Here is a 25,775-nt window from a genome sequence, read left to right as displayed (position 1 = left end):
TGTCGTAGCGATTCCTGGACCCCTGATCCCGAGCAGAAACGGACCACCGAGATGGCCGCCTCCTCCCGCCTCCCCGCCGCGATCCGCGCGCCGTTCGAGGGCCGCACCTGGCGCGAGTTCGGCCACCTGGTGATCGGGCTGCCGCTCAGCTGCGTCTACTTCTCCCTCTCCGTCGCCCTCGTCGCGACGGGCGCCGGTCTCCTCGTCACCTTCCTCGGCATTCCGGTCCTGGCCGGCGCCCTCGCGCTCTGCCGGGGCTTCGGCGCCATGGAGCGGGCCCGGGCGCGCGGGCTGCTCGGGATCGACGTGGCGCCGCCGGAGCCTGCCCGGGGCCGTACCGGCGGGGCGATGTCGTGGATGGGGGCGACGCTCAAGAGCGGCGCGTCCTGGCGGCACCTGCTGTACGCGCTGCTGCACATGCCGTGGGCGATCTTCGCCTTCACGGTCTCGGTGGCGCTCTGGGTATGGGGCTGGGCCCTGTTCACGTACCCGCTGTGGCAGTGGGTCTTCCCGATGTACGCGGGTCAGGACGGCATCCAGCTGTACGGCGACCGGACGCACGCCTTCTACCTGGACTCCCCCTTCGAGATCGCCGTCACCAGTGTCGTCGGGCTGCTCTTCGTGCTCGCCGGGCCCTGGGTCATCCGCGCGCTGGCCTCGGTGGACCGGCTGATGGTCTCCGGGCTGCTGGGCCCGTCGCGGCTGGCGACGCGCGTCACCGAGCTGGAGTCGGACCGTGGCGTGGTCGTGGACACCGCCGCCGCCGATCTGCGCCGTATCGAGCGCGACCTGCACGACGGCGCGCAGGCCCGGCTGGTCGCCCTCGCCATGGATCTGGGGCTCGCGAAGGAGAAGCTCGCGCAGGACCCGAAGGCGGCGGCCCGGATGGTCGACGAGGCGCACGGCGAGGTGAAGACCGCGCTGCAGGAGCTGCGCGACCTGGCCCGGGGCATCCACCCGGCGGTCCTGACCGACCGGGGGCTGGACGCGGCCCTGTCGGCGGTCGCCTCGCGCTGCGCGGTGCCGGTGTCGGTGGACGTGGACCTCCCGTCCCGGCCGGTGCCGGCGATCGAGGGCATCGCGTACTTCACCGTGTCCGAGCTGCTCCAGAACGTGTCCAAGCACGCGGAGGCGCGGCGCGCGTGGGTGGACGTCTGGCGGGTGGGCGACCGGCTGCTGCTGCAGGTACGGGACGACGGGCGGGGCGGCGCGGAGGCCGCGGCGGGCCGGGGGCTGGCCGGGCTCACGGAGCGGCTCGACGCGGTCGACGGCATCCTCGCGGTGGACTCGCCGGCGGGCGGCCCGACGACGATCACGGCGGAGCTCCCCTGGCGCACGTGAGCCTCTCGCGGGTGGCCGCCCCGGCCGGCAGGGTGTTTCGAGGGCTCGGGGGTTACCCGTAATGGGGTGGCGGAGTGCGATGCTGGAGCCGCAACGATCGGCGGAACATGGGGGCTTCAGGGTCGTGGGAGACGTGGCGGACAGAGTGCGTGTGGTCATCGCCGAGGATTCAGTGCTGCTCCGCGAGGGCCTGACCCGACTGCTGACCGACCGGGGGCACGAGGTCGTCGCCGGGGTGGGCGACGGAGAGGCCCTGGTCAAGACCGTGGCCGAGCTGGCGGGCGAGAACGCGCTGCCGGATGTCGTCGTGGCGGACGTACGGATGCCCCCGACGCACACGGACGAGGGCGTACGGGCGGCGGTGCGGTTGCGCAAGGATTACCCGGGAGTGGGCGTCCTGGTCCTTTCGCAGTACGTGGAGGAGCAGTACGCCACCGAGCTTCTGGCCGGATCCAGTCGTGGCGTCGGCTATCTCCTGAAGGACCGGGTGGCCGAGGTCCGCGAGTTCGTGGACGCCGTGGTCCGGGTGGCGCGGGGCGGTACGGCGCTCGACCCGGAGGTCGTGCAGCAGCTGCTCGGCCGGAGCCGTAAGCAGGACGTCCTGGCGAACCTGACCCCGCGCGAGCGCGAGGTCCTCGGCCTGATGGCGGAGGGCCGGACGAACTCGGCGATCGCGAAGCAGCTGGTCGTGAGCGACGGCGCGGTGGAGAAGCACGTCAGCAACATCTTCCTGAAGCTGGGCCTGTCTCCGAGTGACGGGGATCACCGCCGGGTACTCGCGGTGCTGACCTACCTGAACTCCTGAATACCTGACACCCTGTCAGATGGCTGAATAAGGACCTACGACCGAAGACGAGCGGAACGCGACTTTCCGGAAGACTCTGGGGGGCGACAGAACGTGACGATTCACGACAGAACGGCATCTCAAAACGGGGTCCACGATGCGAGAAGTCCCGGGAAGGGCCACCTCACCGTCGTAGGGTGGGCCACGGGGCCAGGCGGTTCGCCGCCCACCCCACGAGCCTTCTCCCGCCTCTGGCGGAGAGACCCTTTCCGCGAGGGAGGTCCAGTTCAGTGACCAGCCAGGTCAGTAGCGAGGCCGGTGAGGCCCTGGTCGGGGAACAGCGCAGCGTCCCCGGGCCCCACCACGGCGACGAGAAGGAAGTCCGCCGGCTCGATCGGGTGATCATCAGGTTCGCCGGTGACTCGGGTGACGGTATGCAGTTGACGGGTGACAGGTTCACCTCGGAGACGGCGTCGTTCGGGAACGACCTGTCCACGCTGCCGAACTTCCCGGCCGAGATCAGGGCACCCGCCGGGACGCTGCCGGGTGTCTCCTCGTTCCAGTTGCACTTCGCCGATCATGACATTCTGACCCCGGGTGACGCCCCGAACGTGCTGGTCGCGATGAACCCGGCCGCGTTGAAGGCGAACATCGGTGACGTGCCGCGGGGCGGCGAGATCATCGTGAACACGGACGAGTTCGCCAAGCGGGCGATGGCCAAGGTCGGCTACGACACCTCGCCCCTGGAAGACGGCTCCCTGGACGCCTTTCACGTCCACCCGGTGCCGCTGACCACGCTGACGATCGAGGCGCTGAAGGACTTCGGGCTGTCGCGGAAGGAGGCCGAGCGGTCGAAGAACATGTTCGCGCTGGGCCTGCTGTCGTGGATGTATCACCGGCCGACGGAGGGCACGGAGCGGTTCCTGCGGCAGAAGTTCGCCAAGAAGCCGCAGATCGCCGAGGCGAACGTGGCCGCGTTCCGGGCGGGCTGGAACTTCGGCGAGACGACCGAGAGCTTCGCCGTCTCCTACGAGGTGGCGCCCGCGACGTCGGCGTTCCCGGCCGGCACGTACCGGAACATCTCCGGGAACCTGGCCCTGTCCTACGGCCTGATCGCCGCCGCCCGCCAGGCCGACCTGCCGCTGTATCTGGGGTCGTACCCGATCACCCCGGCCTCCGACATCCTGCATGAGCTGTCGCGGCACAAGAACTTCGGAGTGCGCACCTTCCAGGCCGAGGACGAGATCGCCGGCATCGGCGCCGCGCTCGGTGCGGCGTTCGGCGGCTCGCTGGCGGTGACGACGACCTCGGGCCCTGGTGTGGCGCTGAAGTCGGAGACGATCGGGCTGGCGGTCTCTCTGGAGCTGCCGCTGCTGATCGTGGACATCCAGCGGGGCGGGCCCTCGACCGGGCTGCCCACCAAGACCGAGCAGGCCGACCTGCTCCAGGCGATGTACGGCCGTAACGGTGAGGCGCCGGTTCCGGTGATCGCGCCGCGGACACCGGCGGACTGCTTCGACGCGGCGATCGAGGCCGCCCGGATCGCGCTCACCTACCGCACGCCGGTCTTCCTGCTCTCCGACGGCTACCTCGCCAACGGCTCCGAACCCTGGCGGATCCCCGACGTCGAGGACCTCCCCGACCTGCGCGTCCAGTTCGCCACCGGCCCCAACCATCACCTCGATGACGGCACCGAGGTGTTCTGGCCCTACAAGCGCGACCCCCAGACCCTGGCCCGCCCGTGGGCGGTGCCGGGCACGCCCGGTCTGGAGCACCGGATCGGCGGGATCGAGAAGCAGGACGGGACGGGGAACATCTCCTACGACCCGGCCAACCACGACCTCATGGTCCGCACCCGGCAGGCCAAGACCGACAACATCACCGTCCCCGACGTCGAGGTCGACGACCCCGACAACGCGACGACACTGGTCCTGGGCTGGGGATCGACCTACGGGCCGATCACGGCCGCGGTGCGCCGGCTGCGCAGGGCCGGGCAGCCCATCGCGCAGGCCCACCTGCGTCACCTCAACCCCTTCCCGGCCAACCTCGCCGAGGTCCTCACCCGCTACGACAAGGTGATCGTCCCGGAGATGAACCTCGGTCAGCTCGCCACTCTGATCAGGGCGAAGTACCTCGTCGACGCCCGCTCGCACACCCAGGTCAACGGCATGCCGTTCAAGGCCGAGCAGCTCGCTGCGGCCCTCAAGGAGGCCATCGATGGCTGAGACACTCCTGAACCTCGTGCCCAAGGCCGAAGCCAAGCAGTCGATGAAGGACTTCAAGTCCGACCAGGAAGTCCGCTGGTGCCCCGGCTGCGGCGACTACGCCGTCCTCGCCGCCGTCCAGGGCTTCATGCCCGAACTAGGCCTGGCACGCGAGAACATCGTCTTCGTCTCCGGCATCGGCTGCTCCTCCCGCTTCCCGTACTACATGAACACCTACGGGATGCACTCCATCCACGGCCGCGCCCCCGCCATCGCCACCGGCCTTGCCACCTCCCGCCGCGACCTGTCCGTCTGGGTCGTCACCGGCGACGGAGATGCCCTGTCCATCGGCGGCAACCACCTCATCCACGCCCTGCGCCGCAACGTCAACCTCAAGATCCTGCTGTTCAACAACCGGATCTACGGACTGACCAAGGGCCAGTACTCCCCCACCTCCGAACTCGGCAAGATCACCAAGTCGACGCCGATGGGCTCGCTCGACGCGCCGTTCAACCCCGTCTCCCTCGCCCTGGGCGCCGAAGCGTCGTTCGTGGCCCGGACGGTGGACTCCGACCGCAAACACCTCACCGAGGTCCTGCGGCAGGCGGCCGACCACCCCGGCACCGCGCTGGTGGAGATCTACCAGAACTGCAACATCTTCAACGACGGCGCCTTCGACGCCCTCAAGGACAAGGACCAGGCCCAGGAAGCCGTGATCCGCCTCGAACACGGCCGGCCCATCCGCTTCGGCGCCGACCTGGCCAAGGGCGTTGTCCGCGACCCGGCGACCGGTGACCTCACCGTCGTCCAGGTCACGCAGGACAACGAGCACACCATCCTGGTCCACGACGCGCAGGCAGCCTCACCCACCACCGCGTTCGCGCTCTCCCGGCTCGCCGACCCGGACACGCTGCACCAGACCCCCATCGGTGTCTTCCGGTCCGTCGGGCGGCCTGTCTACGACACCCTCATGGCCGACCAACTCGACACCGCCATCGAGCAACACGGCAAGGGCGACCTCGGACAGCTCCTCGCCGGCAACGACACCTGGACCGTCGTCGGCTGACGCGGGCGGAAAGTGGTGAGGGGCGCGGCCCACGCGTGGGCCGCGCCCCTTTTTTCCCTCGCACGCCCCAACAGGCGCTGTTCACCGCCTCAGGGGGATGACCTCGTGGCCACCGCCTCCTGCCGCGCCACGTCGTAGCGGGTGCGGGCCTCCTCGACCGCCGGGAGGCGTGCGCCGGTCCATCGGGCCAGCTCCCTGACCCGGTCCGCGGCCTCCTCGCCGAGCGGGGTGAGGCTGTAGTCGACGCGGGGCGGGATGACGGGCTTGGCGTCGCGGTGGACGAAGCCGTCGCGTTCCAGGGTCTGGAGCGTCTGCGTCAGCATCTTCTCGCTGACTCCGCCGACCCGGCGGCGCAGCTCGCTGAAGCGGTACGAACGCTCGCTCAGCGCGATGAAGACGAGGACGCCCCACCGACTGGTGACGTGCTCCAGGACGAGCCGGGACGGGCACATGGCGCCGTCGACGTCGGCCAGCAGGCTCTGCAGTTCGTCGTCCGCGCCAGTTTCTGCACTTACTCCCATGCCAGTACCTTACTTCAAAGTGGGTACTTTCGAAAGGTTAGCGCCAGCCGTACGGTGAGTGCGTAGCCCCACCGCGCCACTCCACGGAGAAGGAACCCCCATGAGCATCGTCGTCACCGGAGCCACCGGACAGCTCGGCCGTCTCGTCGTCGACGAGCTGCTGGCCCAGGTCCCCGCCGAGTCCGTCGTCGCCGTCGTCCGCGACAAGGCGAAGGCCGCCGCCCTCGCCGAGCGTGGCGTCGAGCTGCGGATCGCCGACTACGGCAAGCCCGAGACCCTCGCGGGCGTCTTCGAGGCGGGCGACCGGGTCCTGCTGATCTCCGGCAGCGAGGTCGGGCAGCGCGTGTCCCAGCACGCCGCCGTCATCGACGCGGCCAAGGCCGCCGGCGTCGCCCAGCTCGCGTACACCGGCATCCTCGGCGGCCCGGAGGCCGACTTCGACCTGGCCGCCGAGCACCGGGAGACGGAGACGCTGATCCTCGACTCGGGCCTGCCGTACACGTTCCTGCGCAACGGCTGGTACACCGAGAACTACACCGCCAACCTCGCCCCCGTCCTCGCCCACGGCGCCGTCGTCTCCAACGCGGGCGAGGGCCGGGTCGCCTCCGCGACCCGCGCCGACTACGCCGCCGCGGCCGCCGCCGTCCTGGCGGGCCCGGCCGAGGAGCACGTGAACACGGCGTACGAGCTGAGCGGCGACGTCGCCTGGTCGCTGGCCGAGTACGCGGCCGAGGTCGCCCGCCAGACCGGCAAGGAGATCGCGTACAGCAACGTCCCGGCCGAGACGCACGAGGAGATCCTGACCGGCGCGGGCGTCCCGCCGTTCTTCGCCGCGATCCTCGTCGATGTCGACAAGGCCATCGCGCGCGGGGCGCTGGCCCGACAGACCGGTGACCTGTCCCGCCTCATCGGCCGCCCGACGACCCCGCTGGCCGAGACGATCGCGGAGGCCCTGGCGTAAGGCCTGCCCCGAGTCATGACCGTATCGCGGTACGGACATGACAGCCTGCCCTGTGCGGCGCTACCGTCATCAGGACGGCGTGGCGCAGGGCAGGAGGTTCGGTGAAGACGGACAACGAGGGACGAGCAGGTCTCCTCTACGGGATCGGTGCCTACGGGATGTGGGGGCTGGTCCCCCTCTTCTGGCCGCTGCTGAAGCCGGCCGGGGCGATCGAGATCCTCGCCCACCGGATGGTCTGGTCCCTGGCCTTCGTCGTCGTCGCGCTCCTCGCGGTCCGCCGCTGGGGCTGGATACGCGACCTCGCGTGCAGCCCGCGCAAGCTGGGCCTGATCACGCTCGCGGCGTCGGTGATCACCGTCAACTGGGGCGTCTACATCTGGGCCGTCAACACCGGTCACGTCGTCGAGGCGTCCCTCGGTTACTTCATCAACCCGCTCGTCACCATCGCGCTCGGCGTCCTGCTCCTGAAGGAGCGGCTGCGGCCCGCGCAGTGGGTGGCGGTCGGCGTCGCGGCCACGGCCGTCCTCGTCCTGTCGGTGGGGTACGGACAGCCGCCGTGGATCTCGCTGATCCTGGCCGTCTCGTTCGGCGTCTACGGCCTGGTGAAGAAGAAGGTCAACATCGGGGGCCTGGAGTCGCTGGCGGCCGAGACGGCGGTCCAGTTCCTGCCCGCCCTCGCGTACCTGCTCTGGCTCGGCACGCAGGGCACGGCCACGTTCGGCGCCGAGGGCGCCGGGCACGCGGCCCTGCTCGCCGCGACCGGCGTGGTGACGGCGGTGCCGCTGATCTGCTTCGGCGCGGCGGCGATCCGCGTCCCGCTGTCGACGCTGGGGCTGCTGCAGTACCTGGCGCCGATGTTCCAGTTCGTGCTGGGCATCGCGTACTTCCACGAGGCGATGCCGCCGGAGCGGTGGGCGGGCTTCTCCCTGGTGTGGCTGGCGCTGACGATCCTGACGTGGGACGCGCTGCGCACGGCCCGCCGGAGCCGGGCGGAACTGGCGGCGGCGGAACGCGCGGCGACGGCAGACTCCGGGACCGCGGCGGCGACCGCCGCGGTGAACGGCCCGGAGGCCGTCGCGGTGACCGGGATCCCCGCCGAGGAGCCCGGGGCCGCGAGCGCCTCCACGGCGTCCACCCAGCCGGCCCGGCCCGCCTAGCCTGGCCCGCATGGGGGCGGATGCGCCCCCATGCGGCCGGACCGGACTCACGAGACGGGGACCTCGACCGTGTCCCCCGGTGCGTCCTGAGCCTGAGCGGTCCGCGAGGGCCGCCGCAGCCCGCCCGTCGCCGTGATCGCCGCCCCGAGCGCCACCATCGCCACGGGTACGGCCAGCGCGGCCCGGAACCCGTCGAGGCCGCCGCCGACGATCCCGTACACCGCCGTCACCAGCGAGATGCCGACCGCCGAGCCGAACTGCGTCGCCGTCGTCAGCAGCCCGCTCGCGAGCCCCTGCTCCTCCTCCGCGACGCCGTCCGTCGCCGCGATCGTCAGCGGCCCGTACGCGAGCGAGAAGGCGAGCCCGGTCAGCAGCAGGGTCGGGAACATCGCCGCGTAAGACCAGTCGCGGCCGACCGGCAGGAACAGCGCGTACGAGAGGACCGCGAGCACGAACCCGCCGAGGATCACCCGGCCGTTGCCGAACCGCGCCACCAGCCTCGGTGTCAGCGTCGGGGCGAGGATCGCGTCGACGCCCATCGCCATCAGGGCGAACGCCGTCTCCAGTGCGGACCACCCACGCAGCTCCTGCAGGTAGAGCGTGGCGACGAACTGGAAGCCGAAGAAGGACCCCACGAAGAGCAGCGCGCCGAGGTCGGCCCGGACGGTCGACGCCTTGCGCAGCAGCCCGAGGCGGACGAGCGGGGCGACGGACCGCCGCTCGACCGCGACGAACACCCCGGCGAGGGCCACACCGGCGGCGGCCACGAGCGCGGTCAGCGGCCAGCCGTCGAGGCCGTGCTCCAGCCGTACGATCGCGAAGGCGAGCAGCAGCATCGCCCCGGCCGCCGTCAGCGCGCCCGTCACGTCGAAGCCACCGGCCGCCCGCTGCGGGCGCGGCTCCTTCGGGATCAGCCGCAGTGCGGCGAGCAGGACCGCCGCCGCCAGCAGGACGGGCGCGAAGAAGACCCAGCGCCAGCCGAACTGGGTGAGCAGCCCACCGATGACGAGGCCGAGGGAGAAACCGCCGGCGGCGGTGCCGGCGAAGACCAGCAGCGCCTGGTTGCGCTGCGGGCCCTCCTCGTACGACGTCGTGATGATCGACATCGCGGCGGGGGTCATGAAGGCGGCGGCGACACCCGTCATGAAGCGGGCCGTGATCAGCATCCAGCCCTCGGTCGCGAAGCCGCCGAGGCCGGAGAAGAGCAGGAAGACGGTGAGCCAGCCGAGGAACATCCGGCGGCGTCCGAGGAGGTCGGCCGCGCGTCCGCCGAGGAGGGTGAAGCCGGCGTAGCCGAGGACGTAGGCGGACATCACCCAGGCCGCCGTACCGGTGGACAGGTCCAGATCGGATCTGATGCTTGGTACGGCCACGGCGAGCATGGCGACGTCGATGCCTTCGAGGAAGATCGTCCCGCAGAGGACGAGGAGGAGCGCCCAGGCGCGTGCGGGGAGGGAGGTGGACACACTTGTCTCCAGGCAGGAAGGAAGAAGGAAGGGGCGGTTACCGGCCAGAGGGTCGGTTCCCTCTTGTAACCACCCCGATCCTGCGGCACGATCCGATGCCATGGAAGAAGGCACTTTGAAGTCACCGAGTCACTGCGAAGTGACCTACGCCGAGGGCCTGTCCGGGGACGCCGACCCCTTCCAGTGGGACACGCGGGAGGACTGCGAGGTACGGCAGATCCTCGACCGGGTCGCCGACAAGTGGTCGCTGCTGGTCATCGCCCTGCTCGACCGCCGCAAGCTGCGATTCTCGGAGCTGAAGCGGGAGATCGACGGGGTCAGCCAGCGGATGCTGACGGTGACGCTGCGGCAGTTGGAGCGCGACGGCCTGGTGAGGCGGACGGTCCATCCGGTGGTCCCGCCGCGCGTGGACTACGAACTGACGCCGCTGGGCGGGACGTTGCACACGACGATCCGCTCTCTGGTGACGTGGACGGAGCGGCACCAGAACGAGATCGCGGCGGCGCGGGAGGCGTACGACGCCCGGGAGGCGGCAGCGGCGGAGCCGGCCGGCGCCACGGTCTGACGCGCGCGGCGACGGGCGTGGCGGCGGCCGAACCACTAAGACTGGTCCCATGACACCCGCCACCACACCCCTCCACTGGAAGGTCGTCGTCGACACGGCCGACCCGCACGCACAGGCCGGATTCTGGGCCGCCGCCCTCGGTTACGTGGACGAGGACCACAGCGCGCTCGTCACACGGCTCCTCGACGCCGGCGCCGCACCGCCCGATCTGACGGTCACGCTCCCGGACGGGCGCAGCGGGTGGCGCGATCTGGCCGCTGTCCGGCACCCGGACGACCCGTACGACGAGGAGTCGGGCGCCGGCCGTGGCCGCCGGATCCTCTTCCAGCGCGTCCCCGAGGCGAAGACCGTCAAGAACCGCGTCCACCTGGACCTCCACCCGGGCCCCGAGACCCGCGACGCGGAGGTGGCCCGCCTGGAGTCCCTGGGCGCCTCGGTGCTGCGGCGGGTGTCGGAGTGGGGGGCGACGTGGGTGGTCATGACGGACCCCGAGGGGAACGAGTTCTGCGTGGAGTGACTTTCAGGCGTCGCGCCGTACCTCGAACTGGAAGCAGCCGTACTCGACCGCCCTGACGTGCACGAGTGCGACGCGCGGATCGGCGAAGGCCTCCGCGAAGCCCTTGTCGAAGGCGGCGGTCGCCTCGGCCGGGATCTCCAGGAGCCGTCCGCCGACGATCCGCCCCGCGGCGTCGTACCGGCGGAGGTCGTCATGACCCCAGCGTCGCGCGCACGTCCCCCGCGTGCTGGCGCGGGGCGAGGGCGGCGCGCTCGGCGTCGGTGAAGTACGAGGCGTCCTGCCAGGAGGAGACGACGGTGATCCGCTCCTCGGAGACCCCGGCCTTGCGCAGGAAGCTCGTGTTCAGGACGGTCAGGTAGGTGTTGTTGACGATCTGGCCGGCCCGCAGGTGGACGAGGCTGATCGTCGAGCGCGGCACCGAGCGGTTGCCCGTTGCCCGGAACAGCGCGGCACTGACGTCCGCCACCTCGGGCACGAACTCGCCCGGGTTCGGCATGCGGGAGACGGAGGGGCTCGGGTTCACGTTCGTCATGGCTGCTCTCCTTGTGTGGGCCTTGTCAGCGCCCTTCACAGCACTGACGGATCCGATCGGAGAGGTGTGACCGAAGTGGGAGGCTTTTTCTTCGGGGGATTCAGAGCGGCGTCCGGAGAGCGAACAGGTCTGACCGGTTTCCGCTCTTGACGGGAAGTCAAATTCTCGCCGAACATTCAGCCCACGCACCACCCGTACAGCTCCAGCGCCCCGTGGCACCCACGCCCCGGGGCGTCTCGCACGTTTCCGTCCCATCCCCGTTCGGAATCCGGAGCCCCCACATGAAGTTCTCCGTTCCCAGACGTGCCGCCGCGCTCTCCGCCGTCGCCGCGCTGGCCCTCGCCGGGTTCACCGGCGCCTCCGCGAACGCGGCGCCCGCCGGGCCCGCGGCGATCGCCGCCGCGCCCGACATACCGCTCGCCAACGTCAAGCAGCACCTGGCCGATCTGCAGTCCATAGCCAACGCCAACGGCGGCAACCGCGCCCACGGCCGTACCGGCTACAAGGCGTCCATCGACTTCGTGAAGGCCAAGCTGGACGCGGCCGGATTCACCACCACCGTCCAGCAGTTCACCACCAGCGGTGCCACGGGCTACAACCTCATCGCCGACTGGCCCGGCGGCGACCCCAACCAGGTCCTCATGGCCGGAGCGCACCTCGACTCCGTCTCCTCCGGCGCCGGGATCAACGACAACGGCTCCGGCTCCGCCGCCGTCCTGGAGACCGCGCTCGCCGTCTCCCGGGCCAACCTCCAGCCGACGAAGCACCTGCGCTTCGGCTGGTGGGGCGCCGAGGAGCTCGGGCTCGTCGGGTCGAAGTACTACGTCAACCAGCTGCCCAGCACGGAGCGTTCGAAGTTCTCCGGGTATCTGAACTTCGACATGATCGGGTCGCCGAACCCGGGCTACTTCGTCTACGACGACGACCCCACCATCGAGCAGACCTTCAAGAGCTACTTCGCCGGCATCGGCGTCCCCACCGAGATCGAGACCGAGGGCGACGGCCGCTCCGACCACGCCTCGTTCAAGAACGTCGGCATCCCGGTCGGCGGTCTGTTCACCGGCGCCAGCCGCGTGAAGACCAGCGCCCAGGTCCAGAAGTGGGGCGGTACGGCCACGGCCTTCGACCGCTGCTACCACTCCTCCTGCGACACCACCGCGAACATCAACGACACCGCCCTGGACCGCAACAGCGACGCCGTCGCCCACGCGATCTGGACCCTGTCGGCGGGTACGACCCAGCCCGGCACGGTCTTCGAGAACACCGCGGACGTGTCCATCCCGGACAACGGCGCCGCGGTGACCTCGACGGTCAACGTCACCGGCATCACCGGCAACGCGCCCTCCACCCTCAAGGTGGACGTGAACATCGTCCACACCTACCGCGGTGACCTCGTCGTCGACCTCGTCGCCCCCGACGGCTCGGTCTACAACCTGCACAACCGCTCCGGCGGCAGCGCCGACAACCTCGTCCAGACCTACACCGTGAACGCCTCCTCGGAGGTCGCCAACGGCGCCTGGAAGCTGCGGGCCCAGGACAAGGCCTCGGTCGACACCGGGTACATCAGCGGCTTCAAGCTGACGTTCCCGTAAGCGGATCGACCGCTCCACGAAAAACGCCCGGGTGGGTCGGTGACCAATGCCCCCGACCCACCCGGGGTCCCACCGCGCGTTACTTCGCGGCGTTCGCCGCGTCCACGAGCGCCTGCTTCGTCACCGCGCCGACGTACACCTTGCCGTCGTCCGTCATCAGCGCGTTGACGATCTTCGTCTTGAAGACCGTGCCGGAGCCGAACTTCCCGCTGACCTCGTCCCCGAGCGAGTCCAGGAAGCCCTGGACCTCCTTCGGGGCCTCGTCCGTCTTCGGGGCCTTGGCGCCGGTGTCGTACGTCGCGATCGTCGTCCAGCCCTCGCCGATGACGTTCATGCCCTGGCCGTCGGCCGCACCGGCCGCGCCGGGCGCACCGAAGAGGGCACCGAGACCGCCGAACTCCTTCTCCAGGTCCTTCTCGACGTCCTCGGGCGACTTCCCGTGCTCCGCCGGGCCCTCGCCCGTGCCCTCGGTCACCTTCGCGCCCTTGGGCGCCTTGAAGTCGAACGTCGAGGCCGCCGGCTTGGCGAAGTCGACCTTCGTGAAGCCCGCGTCGAGGACCGGCTTGCCGCCCTCGACCGACGCCAGCGTGAACTTCAGCGGCGTACCGGTCTTCGCGTCCACCGCGATCTTCACCGACTCCACCGTCGAGCCGCTCTGCTTGGGCTTGATCACCAGCTGGTAGGCGTCCCGGCCGGCCACCGTGGCCGTCCCGCCCACCGTGATCGACGTCGTGTCGCCCGCCGCCTTCAGGACCTCGTCCGCGAGCTCCTTCGGCGTGCCCGGCAGCCCGTCCTTCCCGGCCTTGTCCGGCTTCTCGCCGGCCGGGCCGTCGGAGGCGCCCTTCTCGTGGAACACCTCGTTCGACCTGCTGTCGTACGCCCAGACGTCGTCGCCGTTGTGGATCAGGCTGTACTCGTCCGAGCCGTCGAGGAGCGTCAGCTTCTGCTTCTCCGGGCCGTCCGCCGCCACGCGCAGCGTGTGCGAGCCCGAGATCAGCTTGGTCAGCATGTCGGCCGGGTCGGTGGACGGGGTGGTGCCGGAGCCCCCGTCCGAGGCCGCGCCGGACGCGAAGCTGTCGGCGAGACCGGCCACCGACGGCAGGCCCAGGTCGGTGCTCACCTTGAACGTGCCCGACAGCGTCTGCGTGTCCGAAGCGGCGATCTTCTCGATCAGCTGCTGTGCCGTGATCTCCGGCAGGTCGGGGTCGCCGGACGCCGCCAGCGCCGGTACGAGTCCGATCGTCGCCGCGGCCACGCCGGCCACCGCGAACGGGACGACGTAGCGGCTCACCTTACGGGTCTCTGCCATGGTCTGTCCTAACCTCCGTGGTCGATGACTCCATCTGACCAAAGCGGCGGCTCGGAATCGTCAGACTCCGGACTCAACCTCACGTACTGCTCTGGGATGACAGACCCTTAGGGACCCTGCCCCGCCCGGGGGATCACCCCGGGCGCGCCAGGAACCGGGATGCTCAGCCCGCCCGGTGGACCACCGCGTCGCACAGCTCCTCCAGGGCCGCCTTCGCGTACCCCTCGGGCAGCGGCGCCAGCATCGCCCGCGCCTCCTCCGCGTACCGCACGGTGTCCCGCCGGGCCTGCTCCAGGGCCGGGTGGACGCGCAGCCGGCGCAGGGCCTCCGCGTGCCGGGCGTCGTCGCTGAGGTCGCCGTCGATGAGCTCGACCAGCTCCACGTCCTCAGGACGGCCGAAAGTCGCCGCCGCGGCCCGCAGGTGGAGGACCGGGAGGGTCGGAATGCCCTCGCGGAGGTCCGTGCCCGGGGTCTTGCCGGACTCGTGCGAGTCGGAGGCGATGTCGAGGACGTCGTCGGCGAGCTGGAAGGCGACGCCGAGCCGCTCTCCGTACTGGGTGAGGATGTCGACGACGCTCTCGTCCGCGCCGGACATCATCGCGCCGAAGCGGCAGGAGACGGCGACGAGCGAGCCGGTCTTGCCACCGAGCACGTCCAGGTAGTGCTCGACCGGGTCGCGGTCGCCCTGCGGGCCGGCCGTCTCCAGGATCTGGCCGGTGACCAGACGTTCGAACGCCTCCGACTGGATCCGTACGGCTTCGGGGCCGAGGTCCGCAAGGGTGTGCGAGGCTCGGGCGAAGAGGAAGTCACCCGTGAGGACGGCGATGGAGTTGCCCCATCGGGTGTTCGCGCTGTCGACCCCGCGCCGCACGTCCGCCTCGTCCATGACGTCGTCGTGGTAGAGGGTCGCCAGGTGGGTGAGCTCGACGACGACGGCCGAGGGCACGACGCCCGGCGCGTACGGGTCGCCGAACTGGGCGGCGAGCATCACGAGCAGGGGCCGGAAACGCTTCCCACCTGCCAGGACGAGATGCTGCGCGGCCTCCGTGATGAACGGGATCTCGCTCTTGGTGGCGTCGAGGAGTCCTGCCTCCACGGCCGCCAAACCCGCCTGGACATCGGCCTCAAGAGCCTGGTCCCGCACGCTAAGACCGAACGGCCCGACGACGGTCACGAGGGGGTCTCCTGTCTGCTGACGCCTGCTTCTGCTGCCGACGATCACACGGATTGTCGATGTGTCGCTCGATTCACTCAAGTCAGCGTATCCGGTCGCGTTTCGATCACCATGGGCGCCTTCCCGCCACCCCCGGTATGTTCGTGATCAGCTCATACGACCAGGAGTGGCCGTTTTGTCCCGAACAGCGATCGATACCGACACCGACGGCGAGCAGCCGCCCCCCGAGGACGATCATGCCTTCTTCGGCCACCCGAAGGGGCTTCTCACTCTCTCCGGTCTGGAGGTCTGGGAGCGGTTCTCGTTCCTCGGCATGCAGGCGATCCTCGTCCTCTACTTCGCCGACACCGTCGCGAACGAGGGCCTGGGCATGGACGCGGGCACGGCCGCCTCCGTCGCCGCGGCCTACGGCACGCTCGTCTACCTGGTGTCCGTGGGCGGCGGCTGGCTCGCCGACCGCATCCTCGGCTCGTACCGGGCCGTCCTGTGGGGCGGCATCCTGATCGCCCTCGGCCACTACTCCATGGCCGTGCCGACGGCCGGCATGACCTGGGTGGGCCTCGGCCTGATCAGCGCCGGCACCGGACTGCTCAAGCCGAACGTCGCCACCATGGTCGGCAAGCTCTACGGCACCGACGACGACCGCCGTGACGCGGGCTTCGCCCTCTACTACATGGCGATCAACATCGGTGCCTTCGCCGGACCGCTGATCACCGGCTGGCTCGCCGACCACCGCGGCTACCACTGGGGCTTCTCCGCGGCGGCCGTCGGCATGACCCTCGGCCTGCTCCAGTACGTCCTGGGCCGCCGTCACCTGGCCGGGCGCAAGCACTCCGCCGAATTCGCGCTCGCCCCCGACGCCATGCGCCGGGCCGTCCGCCTGATCGTCCTCGGACTGGTCGCCGTGGCGGCCCTGGGAGGCCTGCTTGCCGGGGTCGGCTGGCTGACGATGGACCGTTTCGTCGACCTGCTGACGCTCATCTCGGTGATCGCCCCGGTCGTCTACTTCTGGGTGATGTTCAAGAGCCCCCGGGTCACGGCGGAGGAGCGCGGCCGGCTGAAGCCGTACGTCGTGCTCTTCCTGGCCTCGGTGGTCTTCAACTTCATCCTCTTCCAGGCGTACTCGACGATGATCCTGCTGGCCTCCACCAACGCCCGCACCACCATCCTCGGCTTCGACTTCCCGGCCAGTTGGTACGCCTCCGCCCTCGGCGCCTTCGAGGTGGCGCTCGCGCCCGTCGTGGCCGCCGCCTGGGCGCGGATGGGGCACAAGCAGCCGCACGTCTCGAACAAGATCGCCTTCGGCGTGATCCTGGGCGGCCTGTCGTTCCTGCTGATGGCGCTGCCGACGTCCGGGCACGCGGACGACACGTACCGCATGGCGGCCTGGTGGATCGTCGGCTCGTACCTGCTGCTGGGGCTCGGCGACGTGCTCCTGGAGACCTCCGGGATGTCGGCGACCAGCAAACTCGCGCCGAAGGCCTTCTCCAGCCAGACGATGTCGCTCTGGTTCCTCTCCCTCGCGCTCGCCAACGGCATCCAGGCGCAGACGGTGAAGCTGTACGACGACGTCTCCAAGCCCGCCTACTTCGGCGTCAACGGCGCCATCGCCGTCCTCGCGGGCCTCGTCGTGATCGCCATGGCGCCCTGGCTGCGCCGCACCATGCACCCCGTCCACTGAGGTCCGTGGAGGTCCGCCATGAAGATCCGTACCGAGTTCCCGTACGAGACGACCCGCGAGGACGTCCGGATCCCGCTGGAGGACGGCACGCGGCTGTACGCCCGGATCTGGCGCCCGGTCACCGACGAGCCCGTCCCCGCGCTCCTGGAGTACCTCCCGTACCGCCTGAGCGACTGGACGGCGCCCCGGGACTGGCAGCGCCACCCCTGGTACGCCGGGCAGGGCTACGCCTCCGTACGCGTCGACGTGCGCGGGCACGGCAACAGCGAGGGGCTGCCGGGCGACGAGTACGACGCCGTGGAGCTGGCGGACGGCGTGGCGGTGGTGAACTGGCTCGCCGAGCAGCCCTGGTGCACGGGGAAGGTCGGTATGTTCGGGATCTCCTGGGGCGGCTTCAACGCGCTCCAGATCGCCGCGCTCGCCCCGGAGCCGCTGAAGGCGATCGTCACGGTCTGCTCGACCGACGACCGCTACGACAACGACGTCCACTACATGGGCGGCTCCGTCCTCGCCGTCGACATGCACGCCTGGGCGGCGACCATGCTCGCCTTCGTCTGCCGGCCGCCGGACCCGCTTCACGTGGGCGAGGAGTGGCGGGAGATGTGGCTGCGGCGCCTGGAGGCCGTGGACCCGTTCATCCACACCTGGCTCGCCCACCAGACCCGCGACGACTACTGGAAGCACGGCAGCGTCTGCGAGGACTACGGGGCGATCGGTGCGGCCGTCCTGGCCGTGGGCGGCTGGCACGACCCGTACCGGGACACCGTGCTGCGCCTGGTGGAGCACCTCCCGCAGGACCGGGTGCGCGGGATCATCGGGCCGTGGTCGCACCAGTACCCGGACCGCGGGCTCCCGCCGGGGCCGGCGATCGGCTTCCTCCAGGAGACGCTGCGCTGGTGGGACCACCACCTCAAGGGCGCGGACAATGACGTGATGGCGGAGCCGCTGCTGCGCTCCTGGATCAGCGCCTCGCACCCGCCGGCGACCGTCTACGAGGAGCTGCCGGGCCGCTGGGTCAGCGACCCGGCCTGGCCGTCCCCGAACGTCACACCCGTCACGTACGCCTTCCAGGGCGACCCTGTCGTGGTCGAATCGCCGCAGCAGACGGGCCTGGACGCGGGGCGCTTCTTCCCCTTCGGCAACGACGCGGACCTGCCGCCGGACCAGCGGGACGAGGACGCCCATTCAGCCTGCTTCGACTTCGCCGTACCGGAGGACGGGGAGCCGATCGAGATCCTGGGCCGCCCGGCGGTGAGCCTGACGGTTCGCGCGGGCGCGCCCACCGGCCAGGTGATCGCCCGCCTCTGCGACGTCGCCCCGGACGGCTCGTCGACCCTGGTGACCCGGGGCGCGCTGAACCTCTCCGCCCGCCACGGCCGCGACCGTGCGGTCGAGGCGCAGGTAGGCGAGGTGGAGACCGTCGTCTTCGAGCTGAACGGCATCGGCCACACGTTCCCGCCCGGCCACCGGGTCCGCCTCGCGGTCTCCTCCGCGTACTGGCCCTGGATCTGGCCCCAGCCGGACGCGGCCGGTTTCACCCTCGCCCCGACCACCTCGAACCTGACGCTCCCGGTCCGTCGCCCCACGACGGACGCGGTCGAGTGGCAGGAGCCGGAACAGTCCGAGCCCCTGGGCGTGGTGATCCCGGCGACCCTGGAGGAGCCCCGCCCTGAGCGCCTGGTCGTACGGGACGTGGCCAGGGGCGAATGGCGCCTGGAGGTCGACCCCCGCTACGGCGGCACCCGGGTCTACCCGGACGGCCTGGAGTTCACCGAGGACGCCCTGGAGACCTACACGATCACCGAGAACGACCCCCTGTCGGCCCGCACCCGCTCCGACTGGTCGATCCGCCTCCACCGCCCGGAACTCTCCTGGGACGTGAGGATCGACTCGCGCTCGGAGATCCGTTGCGACGCGGACGCGTTCATGACGTCGAACGAGGTGGTGTGCAAGGAGGGCGACGAAGTCCTCTTCCACCGGACCTGGGAGAAGAGGATTCCGCGTACGGCGGGGTGAGCGGTACGCAGGCGTCCGCGCCAAAGGGGCCCGCGTTCCTCATGGAACGCGGGCCCCTCTTCACTGCTCGGATCAGGCGTCCGCGCCGGCCTTACGGCGGCGGACGACGAACATCGCGCCGGCGCCGAGGGCGACGGCCGCGGCGCCCGCGAGGGCGATCTGCGGCACGGCGTCGTTCGAACCGGTGTTGGCGAGCGTGCCGGTGGTCACCGGGGTGGTGGAGGTGCCGCCCTGGGTGGTGGTGTTCGTCTTGCCCGGGGTGCCCTGGGCGTCCTCCACCTTGCCCGGGTCGGTGCCCTTGGCGAGGATCTGGAACTTGTACTCGGTCAGGTCCGGCGTGCCGCCGCAGGTCCCGTCCTCGTTCCAGAAGTCGCCCGCGGCGAAGGTGATGCCCTGGCCGGCGGGGGCGCTCGCGTCCACCTTCAGGCGGAGCTTGATGTCGGCGGAGGCCTTGGGCTTCAGGGCGCCGACCGGCAGCTCCTCGGCGACGGGGACGTCGTTCCACGCGCCCTTGCCCTTGACGACCTCGTACCACTCCAGGTCGAGGTACTTGTCGAGGGGCTTGAGGCCCTTCTCGTCGAAGGCGTGGAGGGCGACGAAGGCGTACGCCTCGTCCAGCGTCCGGTCGCTGCCGTTGGTCAGGCGCAGCTTGAAGTCGACGGTGGTGCCGGCGACGACCTTCGAGGGCAGGCCCTGGACGACGGAGGTGAACTTGTCGTCGGGGAAGCAGTCCTCGTGCGGCGGCTCCTCCTCCTCTTCCTCCTTGGCCTCGTCCTCGGCCTTCTTCAGCGCCTCCTTGGCGGCGTTCAGGGTCTTGAGAGCCTCATCCCTGACCTTCTGGGCCTCGCCGATCTTCCTGGCGGTGGCGACCCGCGCGTCGTCGATCTTCGTGCCCGCCTTCACCACCTCCGTGTCGGCGGCGGTCTTCGCGGCGGCGGCCTCGGCCGCGGCCGTCTCCGCGTTGGTGACGGCCAGCTCCGCGGCGGCCTTCTCCTCGGCGGTGGCCTCGGGCGGGAGCGCGGCGAGGGCGGCCTTGGCCTCCGTCACCTTGGTGTCGGCGGCGGTCTTCTTGGTGGCGGCCTCGGCGGCGGCCGTCTTGGCGGCGGCGAGGGCGACCTGGAGCTCGTGCTCGGGCTTGGCGAAGGCCTCCAGGGCCTTGATGAGGTCCGCGACAGTGAGGAGGGACGCGTCGTACGCCGCCTGCGCGGCCTCGACGTCCTTCTTCAGCTGCTCGATGGTCTTCTTCTGCTCCTGCGTCTGCGCGGGAGCGGCCGGCTTGGTGTCGGCGAACGCCGGGGCGGCCGACAGGAAGACGACAGGGGTCGTCACGGCGGCGGCCACGGCCGTCGCGAGCATGCGGCGAATCTTCAAGGTGGACCTTTTCTGGTCAGGAGCGGTCGGGCGAAGACAGAGCAAGGGGGAGTCGCTCCTGCGGGAGCCTCACGCGGCGCGACAGTGCCGTGATGGTATGACCCGGACAAGGCCCCGGAAAAGAAGGAATTGAACGCGCTCAGTCGGGTCACGCACCCTCAGCTCGCCCCCGGGACGAATAAACCGCGCAAACATGGACAGTTGTGCACGGAGGTGGCAGTTTCTCTGTGATCCATGTCATCCGCGCCCGGCGGCCCGCCCCGTAACGTGTCCTCCACACCCGTGAAAGCGAGGCAAGCACCGATGCCCGAGCAGTCCCCGCTCGACCTGGCCGAGGGCGATCCCTTCGGCCCGCACAACCTTCCGTACGGCGTCTTCTCCCCCGCCGACGAGCCCGACCGGCGGAGGGTCGGCGTCCGCATCGGCGGTCATGTGCTCGACGCAGGGGCCGCGGCGCACGCGCTCGGTTCGCCGTACGCCGCGCTGCTCGCCCAGCCCAGCCTCAACCCGCTGCTGGCCGCCGGCCGCACCGCCTGGCGCGACGTCCGCAGGGCCCTGACGGGCTGGGTGACCGTACCCGCGCACCGGCCGGTCATAGAGCCGCTGCTGTACGCGCTCGACACGGTCACGCTCCACCTGCCGTTCGAGGTCGCGGACTACGTCGACTTCTACGCGAGCGAGCACCACGCCACCAACGTGGGCCGGATGTTCCGCCCCGACGGCGACGCACTCACCCCCAACTGGAAGCACCTGCCGATCGGTTACCACGGGCGCGCCGGTACGGTCGTCGTCTCCGGCACCGATGTCGTACGCCCCGCCGGTCAGCGCAAGGCGCCCACCGATCCCGCCCCGGTCTTCGGGCCCTCGGTGAAGCTGGACATCGAGGCCGAGGTCGGCTTCGTCGTCGGCACCCCCTCCCCGCACGGCACCCCGGTCCCGCTGGCCGACTTCCGTGAGCACGTCTTCGGCCTGACGCTCCTCAACGACTGGTCGGCGCGCGACATCCAGGCCTGGGAGTACGTCCCGCTCGGCCCCTTCCTCGGCAAGTCGTTCGCGACGTCCGTCTCCGCCTGGGTGACCCCCCTGGAGGCCCTCGACGCGGCCCGCACGGCCCCGCCGGCCCGGGAGTTCGACCTCCTCCCCTACCTGGACGACTCCACGGACGAGGAGCCAGGCGGCTTCGACCTGCGGATCACCGTCGAGATCAACGGCCAGGTCGTCTCCGAGCCGCCGTTCGCCACCATGTACTGGACCGCCGCCCAGCAGCTGGCCCACATGACGGTCAACGGCGCCTCGCTACGCACCGGCGACCTGTACGGCTCCGGCACGGTCTCCGGGCCCGAGGTCCACCAGCGCGGCTCGCTCCTCGAACTGACGTGGAACGGCCGCGACCCGCTCGAACTGCCCACCGGCAAGCGGACGTTCCTGGAGGACGGCGACGAGGTCACGCTCACCGCCTGGGCCCCGGGTCCGGACGGTACGCAGGTCGCGCTCGGCGAGGTCACCGGGCGGATCGTGGCAGCTCCGGGCGCCTGAGGGCGGTCGCCCCGATGGGTCACCCGGCGTGCGGTGACCCGTCGGGGCTGCGCATGCTGCTCGCAGGGCCCAGGGGGAGCCCCGCTCGACGCAGGCGCCCCCTCCGGGGCGCGCGCCCACCTCTCAAGGAGCACGCACATGCCCGCACGACCCCGTCCGCTCATAGCCGCGCTCGGCCTCGCCGCCGCCATGTCGCTGGCCCTGACGACGGCCCCGGCCTCGGCCGCGAACCCGGTCACGGACTGGCCCCACCCGGACCTGGAGAAGACGTACGCCGCCACGGTGAAGTACAAGTCGGAGCAGGCGGCCATCGCCGACGGCTACCTCCGGACGGACGAATGTGTGGAGGACCCGGAGCTCGGCGGGATGGGCTACCACTACGTCAAGCCGGAGCACATCGGCTCGACCGATCCGACCAAGCCCGCCGCCGTGCTGTACGCGGACGACGACAAGGGCAAGCGGAAGCTGGTCGCACTCGAGTGGGTCGTCCCCAACACCGGCCAGCCGCGGCCCGAGCTCTTCGACCGCGGCTTCGACGGGCCGTTCGACTTCGAACCCGTGGGCCCGCACTACTCCCTGCACGCCTGGATCTTCAAGAAGAACCCGGCGGGCGTCTTCGCCCCGTACAACCCGAAGGTCACGTGCGACTGCCCGACGGGCACGGCGCACCCCTAGGCACACGCGTCAGGGCCCGGCCCCCGCTCGCGCGGAGACCGGGCCCTGGAGCGCGTCGCTAGCGGACGAACACGCTCGCCTGGCCCGCCAGGTCCAGGAAGTACTGCGGCGCGAGGCCCAGCACCAGCGTGACCGCGACGCCCACCGTGATCGTGGCCGCCGTGAAGACCGAGGGCACCGCGACCGTGGGGCCGTCCGCCTTCGGCTCGCTGAAGAACATCAGCACGATCACCCGGATGTAGAAGAACGCGGCGATCGCCGACGAGACGACACCGACGACGACCAGCGCGCCCGCGCCGCCCTCGGCCGCCGCCTTGAAGACAGCGAACTTCCCCGAGAAGCCGGAGGTCAGCGGGATGCCGGCGAAGGCGAGCAGGAAGACCGCGAAGACCGCCGCGACGAGCGGCGAACGGCGGCCAAGGCCCGCCCACTTGGACAGGTGCGTCGCCTCGCCGCCCGCGTCCCGCACCAGCGTGACGACCGCGAACGCGCCGATCGTCACGAAGGAGTACGCGCCCAGGTAGAAGAGCACGGACGAGATGCCCGAGGGCGTCGCCGCGATGACACCGGCGAGCAGGAAGCCCGCGTGCGCGATCGAGGAGTACGCGAGGAGCCGCTTGATGTCCGTCTGCGTGATCGCGACGATCGCGCCGCCCAGCATGGTGACGATGGCGACGCCCCACATGACCGGCCGCCAGTCCCAGGTGAGGCCCGGCAGCACCACGTACAGCAGGCGCAGCAGGGCGCCGAACGCGGCGACCTTCGTCGCGGCCGCCATGAAGCCGGTGACGGGGGTCGGCGCGCCCTGGTAGACGTCCGGGGTCCACATGTGGAACGGCACGGCGCCGACCTTGAACAGCAGCCCCATGAGGACCAGGGCGAAGCCGATGAGCAGCAGCACGTCGTTGCCCATGGTCTGGGCGAGGGCCGGGTCGACCGAGGCGACCGAGCCGTCGACGACGTTGGCGATGGTGGCGTACGAGACGGAGCCCGCGTAGCCGTAGAGCAGGGCGATGCCGAAGAGCAGGAACGCCGAGGAGAAGGCGCCGAGGAGGAAGTACTTGACCGCGGCCTCCTGCGACATCAGCCGCCTGCGGCGGGCGACGGCGCAGAGCAGGTAGAGCGGGAGGGAGAAGACCTCCAGGGCGATGAAGAGCGTCAGGAGGTCGTTGGCGGCCGGGAAGACCAGCATGCCGGCGATGGCGAACAGCGCCAGCGGGAACACCTCGGTGGTGGTGAACCCGGCCTTGACGGCCGCCTTCTCCTGGTCGCTGCCGGGGACGGCGGCGGCCTCGGCGGCGAAGGAGTCGACCCTGTGGCCGTGGTCGGCCGGGTCGAGCCTGCGCTCGGCGAAGGTGAAGACGGCGACGAGCGAGGCCAGCAGGATCGTGCCCTGGAGGAAGAGCGCCGGACCGTCGACGGCGATGGCTCCCATGGCGGCGATGTGCGCCTTGGTGGAGCCGTAGCCGCCGGCGGCGAGGCCGATGATCGCGGCGAAGGCGGCGACCAGCGCGAGCACGGTCAGGAACACCTGGGAGTGGTAACGGACCTTGCGGGGCACGAAGGCCTCGGCGAGGACGCTGAGGACCGCGGCGCCGACCACGATGAGTACGGGTGAGAGCTGGACGTACTCGATGTGGGGTGCGGGGATCTTCGCCAACGGCTCGGCAGCCGTCGTCCACAGGCTGTGGACGGAAGGCGCGACGGCGGATGCACTCACTTGGCCGCCTCCAGGTTCTCGACGGGCACGGCGGGCTCGGGGTCCTTCTGCTGGACGTCGGACATGGTGTGCGTGACGGCGGGGTTCACGATGTCCGTCAGCGGCTTCGGGAACACCCCGAGGAAGATCAGCAGGGCGATCAGCGGGGCGACGACGACCAGTTCGCGCGCCCGCAGGTCCGGCATCGTCCGGATCTCCTCCGTCTTCACCGGGCCGGTCATCGTCCGCTGGTAGAGGACGAGGGTGTAGAGCGCGGCGAGGACGATGCCGGTCGTGGCGATGATGCCGGCGACCGGGTAGCGGGCGAACGTGCCGACGAGGACCAGGAATTCACTGACGAAGGGCGCGAGCCCCGGCAGCGACAGCGTGGCCAGACCGCCGACCAGGAAGGTGCCGGCGAGCACCGGGGCGACCTTCTGCACACCGCCGTAGTCCGCGATGAGCCGCGAGCCGCGCCGGCTGATCAGGAAGCCGGCGACCAGCATCAGGGCGGCCGTCGAGATCCCGTGGTTGACCATGTACAGCGTCGCGCCGCTCTGGCCCTGGGTGGTCATCGCGAAGATGCCCATGATGATGAAGCCGAAGTGCGAGATCGAGGCGTACGCGACCAGGCGCTTGATGTCCCGCTGGCCGACCGCGACCAGCGCGCCGTACACGATGCTGATCAGGGCGAGCACGATGATCGCGGGGGTGGCCCACTTCGAGGCCTCCGGGAAGAGCTGGAGGCAGAAGCGGAGCATCGCGAACGTGCCGACCTTGTCGACGACCGCGGTGATGAGCACGGCGACCGGTGCGGTCGCCTCCCCCATCGCGTTGGGCAGCCACGTGTGCAGCGGCCAGAGCGGCGCCTTCACCGCGAAGGCGAAGAAGAAGCCGAGGAACAGCAGCCGTTCGGTGTTGGTCGCCATCTCCAGCTGCCCGCTCGCGCGGGCCTCGGCGATCTCGGTGAGGGAGAAGTTTCCCGCGACCACGTAGAGCCCGATGACGGCGGCCAGCATGATCAGACCGCCGACCAGGTTGTACAGCAGGAACTTCACGGCCGCGTACGAGCGCTGGGCCGCCGCGTTCTCGTCGGAGCCCGCGTGGGCGCGGTCGCCGAAGCCGCCGATGAGGAAGTACATCGGGATGAGCATGGCTTCGAACAGGATGTAGAAGAGGAAGACGTCGGTGGCCTCGAAGGAGAGGATCACCATCGCCTCGACCATCAGGATCAGGGCGAAGAAGCCCTGGGTCGGCCGCCAGCGCGTGGACTTCGTCTCCAGGGGGTCGGCGTCGTGCCAGCCGGCCAGGATGACGAAGGGGATCAGCAGGGCGGTGAGCGCGATCAGCGCCACCCCGATGCCGTCCACGCCCAGTTCGTAGCGGACGCCGAAGTCCTTGATCCAGGCGTGGGACTCGACGAGCTGGTACCGGTCGCCGCCGGGCTCGAAGCGGATCATGACGACCGCCGCGAGCACCAGCGTGACCAGGGAGACCAGCAGGGCCAGCCACTTGGCCGCGGTACGGCGGGCGGCGGGGACGGCGGCGGTGAGGATCGCACCGACCGCGGGCACCGCTGCCGTCACCGTAAGGAGCGGGAAGGACATG

At 70.6% G+C, this 25,775-nt stretch carries 20 protein-coding genes and 2 pseudogenes; 13 read left to right on the top strand and 9 right to left on the bottom strand.

Annotated elements, in window-relative coordinates; all coding sequences use genetic code 11:
* Window positions 1–51 precede the first annotated feature (51 nt).
* The 4 genes from ACWF79_RS04090 to ACWF79_RS04075 all read left to right on the top strand — a co-directional run bounded on the left by ACWF79_RS04090 (window position 52) and on the right by ACWF79_RS04075 (window position 5,395).
* Window positions 52–1,341 carry a sensor histidine kinase gene (locus ACWF79_RS04090; protein WP_453726477.1) on the top strand — a complete coding sequence of 430 codons (1,290 nt, stop codon included), beginning with the start codon at window positions 52–54 and terminating at the stop codon, window positions 1,339–1,341.
* Between the two features lie 145 nt (window positions 1,342–1,486).
* Entirely contained in the window at window positions 1,487–2,146 is a 660-nt protein-coding gene (locus ACWF79_RS04085) for a LuxR C-terminal-related transcriptional regulator (protein WP_453726594.1), read from the top strand.
* A gap of 269 nt (window positions 2,147–2,415) precedes the next feature.
* The gene (locus tag ACWF79_RS04080) at window positions 2,416–4,350 is read left to right on the top strand and encodes a 2-oxoacid:acceptor oxidoreductase subunit alpha (protein ID WP_453726476.1); all 1,935 of its coding nucleotides are present in this window, start codon (window positions 2,416–2,418) and stop codon (window positions 4,348–4,350) included.
* On the top strand, window positions 4,343–5,395 hold the full coding sequence (locus ACWF79_RS04075) for a 2-oxoacid:ferredoxin oxidoreductase subunit beta (RefSeq protein WP_453726475.1): 1,053 nt from the start codon (window positions 4,343–4,345) through the stop codon (window positions 5,393–5,395). The genes ACWF79_RS04080 and ACWF79_RS04075 overlap by 8 nt, the downstream gene beginning before the upstream one ends.
* 89 nt (window positions 5,396–5,484) lie before the next feature.
* On the opposite strand, the gene ACWF79_RS04070 is transcribed toward ACWF79_RS04075, so the two are convergent.
* A complete protein-coding gene (locus ACWF79_RS04070) occupies window positions 5,485–5,916 on the bottom strand; it encodes a winged helix-turn-helix transcriptional regulator (protein ID WP_453726474.1) in 432 nt (143 codons plus the stop codon).
* Window positions 5,917–6,016: 100 nt separating this feature from the next.
* Between ACWF79_RS04070 and ACWF79_RS04065 the strand changes: the two genes are divergently transcribed.
* Window positions 6,017–6,877: an NAD(P)H-binding protein gene (locus ACWF79_RS04065; protein ID WP_453726473.1), complete on the top strand. Its 861-nt coding sequence runs from the start codon at window positions 6,017–6,019 to the stop codon at window positions 6,875–6,877.
* A gap of 101 nt (window positions 6,878–6,978) precedes the next feature.
* Window positions 6,979–8,034 carry an EamA family transporter RarD gene (gene rarD, locus ACWF79_RS04060; RefSeq protein ID WP_453726472.1) on the top strand — a complete coding sequence of 352 codons (1,056 nt, stop codon included), beginning with the start codon at window positions 6,979–6,981 and terminating at the stop codon, window positions 8,032–8,034.
* A 47-nt stretch (window positions 8,035–8,081) separates the two neighbouring features.
* On the opposite strand, the gene ACWF79_RS04055 is transcribed toward rarD, so the two are convergent.
* On the bottom strand, window positions 8,082–9,500 hold the full coding sequence (locus tag ACWF79_RS04055) for an MFS transporter (protein ID WP_453726471.1): 1,419 nt from the start codon (window positions 9,498–9,500) through the stop codon (window positions 8,082–8,084).
* Between the two features lie 100 nt (window positions 9,501–9,600).
* Between ACWF79_RS04055 and ACWF79_RS04050 the strand changes: the two genes are divergently transcribed.
* Together ACWF79_RS04050 and ACWF79_RS04045 are read left to right on the top strand one after the other, a co-directional pair.
* Complete coding sequence (locus ACWF79_RS04050) at window positions 9,601–10,065, top strand: winged helix-turn-helix transcriptional regulator (RefSeq protein ID WP_453726470.1); 465 nt, start codon at window positions 9,601–9,603, stop codon at window positions 10,063–10,065.
* Between the two features lie 49 nt (window positions 10,066–10,114).
* On the top strand, window positions 10,115–10,582 hold the full coding sequence (locus tag ACWF79_RS04045) for a VOC family protein (RefSeq protein ID WP_453726469.1): 468 nt from the start codon (window positions 10,115–10,117) through the stop codon (window positions 10,580–10,582).
* Window positions 10,583–10,585: 3 nt separating this feature from the next.
* Here the strand turns inward: ACWF79_RS04045 and ACWF79_RS04040 are convergent.
* A pseudogene (locus ACWF79_RS04040) lies at window positions 10,586–10,768 on the bottom strand (DUF1203 domain-containing protein); the annotation flags it as partial.
* 49 nt (window positions 10,769–10,817) lie between these two features.
* Window positions 10,818–11,114 (bottom strand): annotated as a pseudogene (locus ACWF79_RS04035) (carboxymuconolactone decarboxylase family protein); the annotation flags it as partial.
* A gap of 281 nt (window positions 11,115–11,395) precedes the next feature.
* Between ACWF79_RS04035 and ACWF79_RS04030 the strand changes: the two are divergent.
* A complete protein-coding gene (locus ACWF79_RS04030; RefSeq protein WP_453726468.1) occupies window positions 11,396–12,706 on the top strand; it encodes a M28 family metallopeptidase in 1,311 nt (436 codons plus the stop codon).
* 79 nt (window positions 12,707–12,785) lie between these two features.
* Here the strand turns inward: ACWF79_RS04030 and ACWF79_RS04025 are convergent, their stop codons facing one another.
* A complete protein-coding gene (locus ACWF79_RS04025) occupies window positions 12,786–14,015 on the bottom strand; it encodes a LolA family protein (protein ID WP_453726467.1) in 1,230 nt (409 codons plus the stop codon).
* A 163-nt stretch (window positions 14,016–14,178) separates the two neighbouring features.
* Complete coding sequence (locus tag ACWF79_RS04020; RefSeq protein WP_453726466.1) at window positions 14,179–15,189, bottom strand: polyprenyl synthetase family protein; 1,011 nt, start codon at window positions 15,187–15,189, stop codon at window positions 14,179–14,181.
* 175 nt (window positions 15,190–15,364) lie between these two features.
* On the opposite strand from ACWF79_RS04020, the gene ACWF79_RS04015 reads away from it, so the two are divergent.
* Both ACWF79_RS04015 and ACWF79_RS04010 read left to right on the top strand, forming a co-directional pair.
* Window positions 15,365–16,870 carry a peptide MFS transporter gene (locus ACWF79_RS04015; RefSeq protein ID WP_453726465.1) on the top strand — a complete coding sequence of 502 codons (1,506 nt, stop codon included), beginning with the start codon at window positions 15,365–15,367 and terminating at the stop codon, window positions 16,868–16,870.
* A gap of 18 nt (window positions 16,871–16,888) precedes the next feature.
* Window positions 16,889–18,886: a CocE/NonD family hydrolase gene (locus ACWF79_RS04010; protein WP_453726464.1), complete on the top strand. Its 1,998-nt coding sequence runs from the start codon at window positions 16,889–16,891 to the stop codon at window positions 18,884–18,886.
* 72 nt (window positions 18,887–18,958) lie between these two features.
* Here the strand turns inward: ACWF79_RS04010 and ACWF79_RS04005 are convergent, their stop codons facing one another.
* Window positions 18,959–20,242 carry an LPXTG cell wall anchor domain-containing protein gene (locus ACWF79_RS04005; RefSeq protein WP_453726463.1) on the bottom strand — a complete coding sequence of 428 codons (1,284 nt, stop codon included), beginning with the start codon at window positions 20,240–20,242 and terminating at the stop codon, window positions 18,959–18,961.
* A 318-nt stretch (window positions 20,243–20,560) separates the two neighbouring features.
* On the opposite strand from ACWF79_RS04005, the gene fahA reads away from it, so the two are divergent.
* Together fahA and ACWF79_RS03995 are read left to right on the top strand one after the other, a co-directional pair.
* Window positions 20,561–21,793 (top strand): fumarylacetoacetase, encoded by a 1,233-nt coding sequence (gene fahA, locus ACWF79_RS04000; protein ID WP_453726462.1) that lies wholly within the window; start codon window positions 20,561–20,563, stop codon window positions 21,791–21,793.
* 138 nt (window positions 21,794–21,931) lie between these two features.
* Window positions 21,932–22,468 (top strand): hypothetical protein, encoded by a 537-nt coding sequence (locus ACWF79_RS03995; protein ID WP_453726461.1) that lies wholly within the window; start codon window positions 21,932–21,934, stop codon window positions 22,466–22,468.
* A 58-nt stretch (window positions 22,469–22,526) separates the two neighbouring features.
* Here the strand turns inward: ACWF79_RS03995 and nuoN are convergent, their stop codons facing one another.
* Both nuoN and ACWF79_RS03985 read right to left on the bottom strand, forming a co-directional pair.
* Window positions 22,527–24,188: an NADH-quinone oxidoreductase subunit NuoN gene (nuoN, locus tag ACWF79_RS03990; protein WP_453726460.1), complete on the bottom strand. Its 1,662-nt coding sequence runs from the start codon at window positions 24,186–24,188 to the stop codon at window positions 22,527–22,529.
* Window positions 24,185–25,774 carry an NADH-quinone oxidoreductase subunit M gene (locus ACWF79_RS03985; RefSeq protein ID WP_453726459.1) on the bottom strand — a complete coding sequence of 530 codons (1,590 nt, stop codon included), beginning with the start codon at window positions 25,772–25,774 and terminating at the stop codon, window positions 24,185–24,187. The genes nuoN and ACWF79_RS03985 overlap by 4 nt, the downstream gene beginning before the upstream one ends.
* Window position 25,775: the final 1 nt, after the last annotated feature.

The organism is Streptomyces sp. NPDC054975, assembly GCF_053609105.1.
The sequence above is the reverse complement of the archived record's forward strand: the minus strand, read 5'-3'. Positions and strand labels throughout refer to the sequence as shown.

Coding starts and splice junctions, on each gene's coding strand:
- ACWF79_RS04090 (WP_453726477.1), top strand. CDS start 52: ATGGCCGCCTCCTCCCGCCTCCCCGCCGCGATCCGCGCGCCGTTCGAG.
- ACWF79_RS04075 (WP_453726475.1), top strand. CDS start 4,343: ATGGCTGAGACACTCCTGAACCTCGTGCCCAAGGCCGAAGCCAAGCAG.
- ACWF79_RS04070 (WP_453726474.1), bottom strand. CDS start 5,916: ATGGGAGTAAGTGCAGAAACTGGCGCGGACGACGAACTGCAGAGCCTG.
- ACWF79_RS04065 (WP_453726473.1), top strand. CDS start 6,017: ATGAGCATCGTCGTCACCGGAGCCACCGGACAGCTCGGCCGTCTCGTC.
- ACWF79_RS04050 (WP_453726470.1), top strand. CDS start 9,601: ATGGAAGAAGGCACTTTGAAGTCACCGAGTCACTGCGAAGTGACCTAC.
- ACWF79_RS04045 (WP_453726469.1), top strand. CDS start 10,115: ATGACACCCGCCACCACACCCCTCCACTGGAAGGTCGTCGTCGACACG.
- ACWF79_RS04030 (WP_453726468.1), top strand. CDS start 11,396: ATGAAGTTCTCCGTTCCCAGACGTGCCGCCGCGCTCTCCGCCGTCGCC.
- ACWF79_RS04025 (WP_453726467.1), bottom strand. CDS start 14,015: ATGGCAGAGACCCGTAAGGTGAGCCGCTACGTCGTCCCGTTCGCGGTG.
- ACWF79_RS04010 (WP_453726464.1), top strand. CDS start 16,889: ATGAAGATCCGTACCGAGTTCCCGTACGAGACGACCCGCGAGGACGTC.
- ACWF79_RS04005 (WP_453726463.1), bottom strand. CDS start 20,242: ATGCTCGCGACGGCCGTGGCCGCCGCCGTGACGACCCCTGTCGTCTTC.
- fahA (WP_453726462.1), top strand. CDS start 20,561: ATGCCCGAGCAGTCCCCGCTCGACCTGGCCGAGGGCGATCCCTTCGGC.
- ACWF79_RS03995 (WP_453726461.1), top strand. CDS start 21,932: ATGCCCGCACGACCCCGTCCGCTCATAGCCGCGCTCGGCCTCGCCGCC.
- ACWF79_RS03985 (WP_453726459.1), bottom strand. CDS start 25,774: ATGTCCTTCCCGCTCCTTACGGTGACGGCAGCGGTGCCCGCGGTCGGT.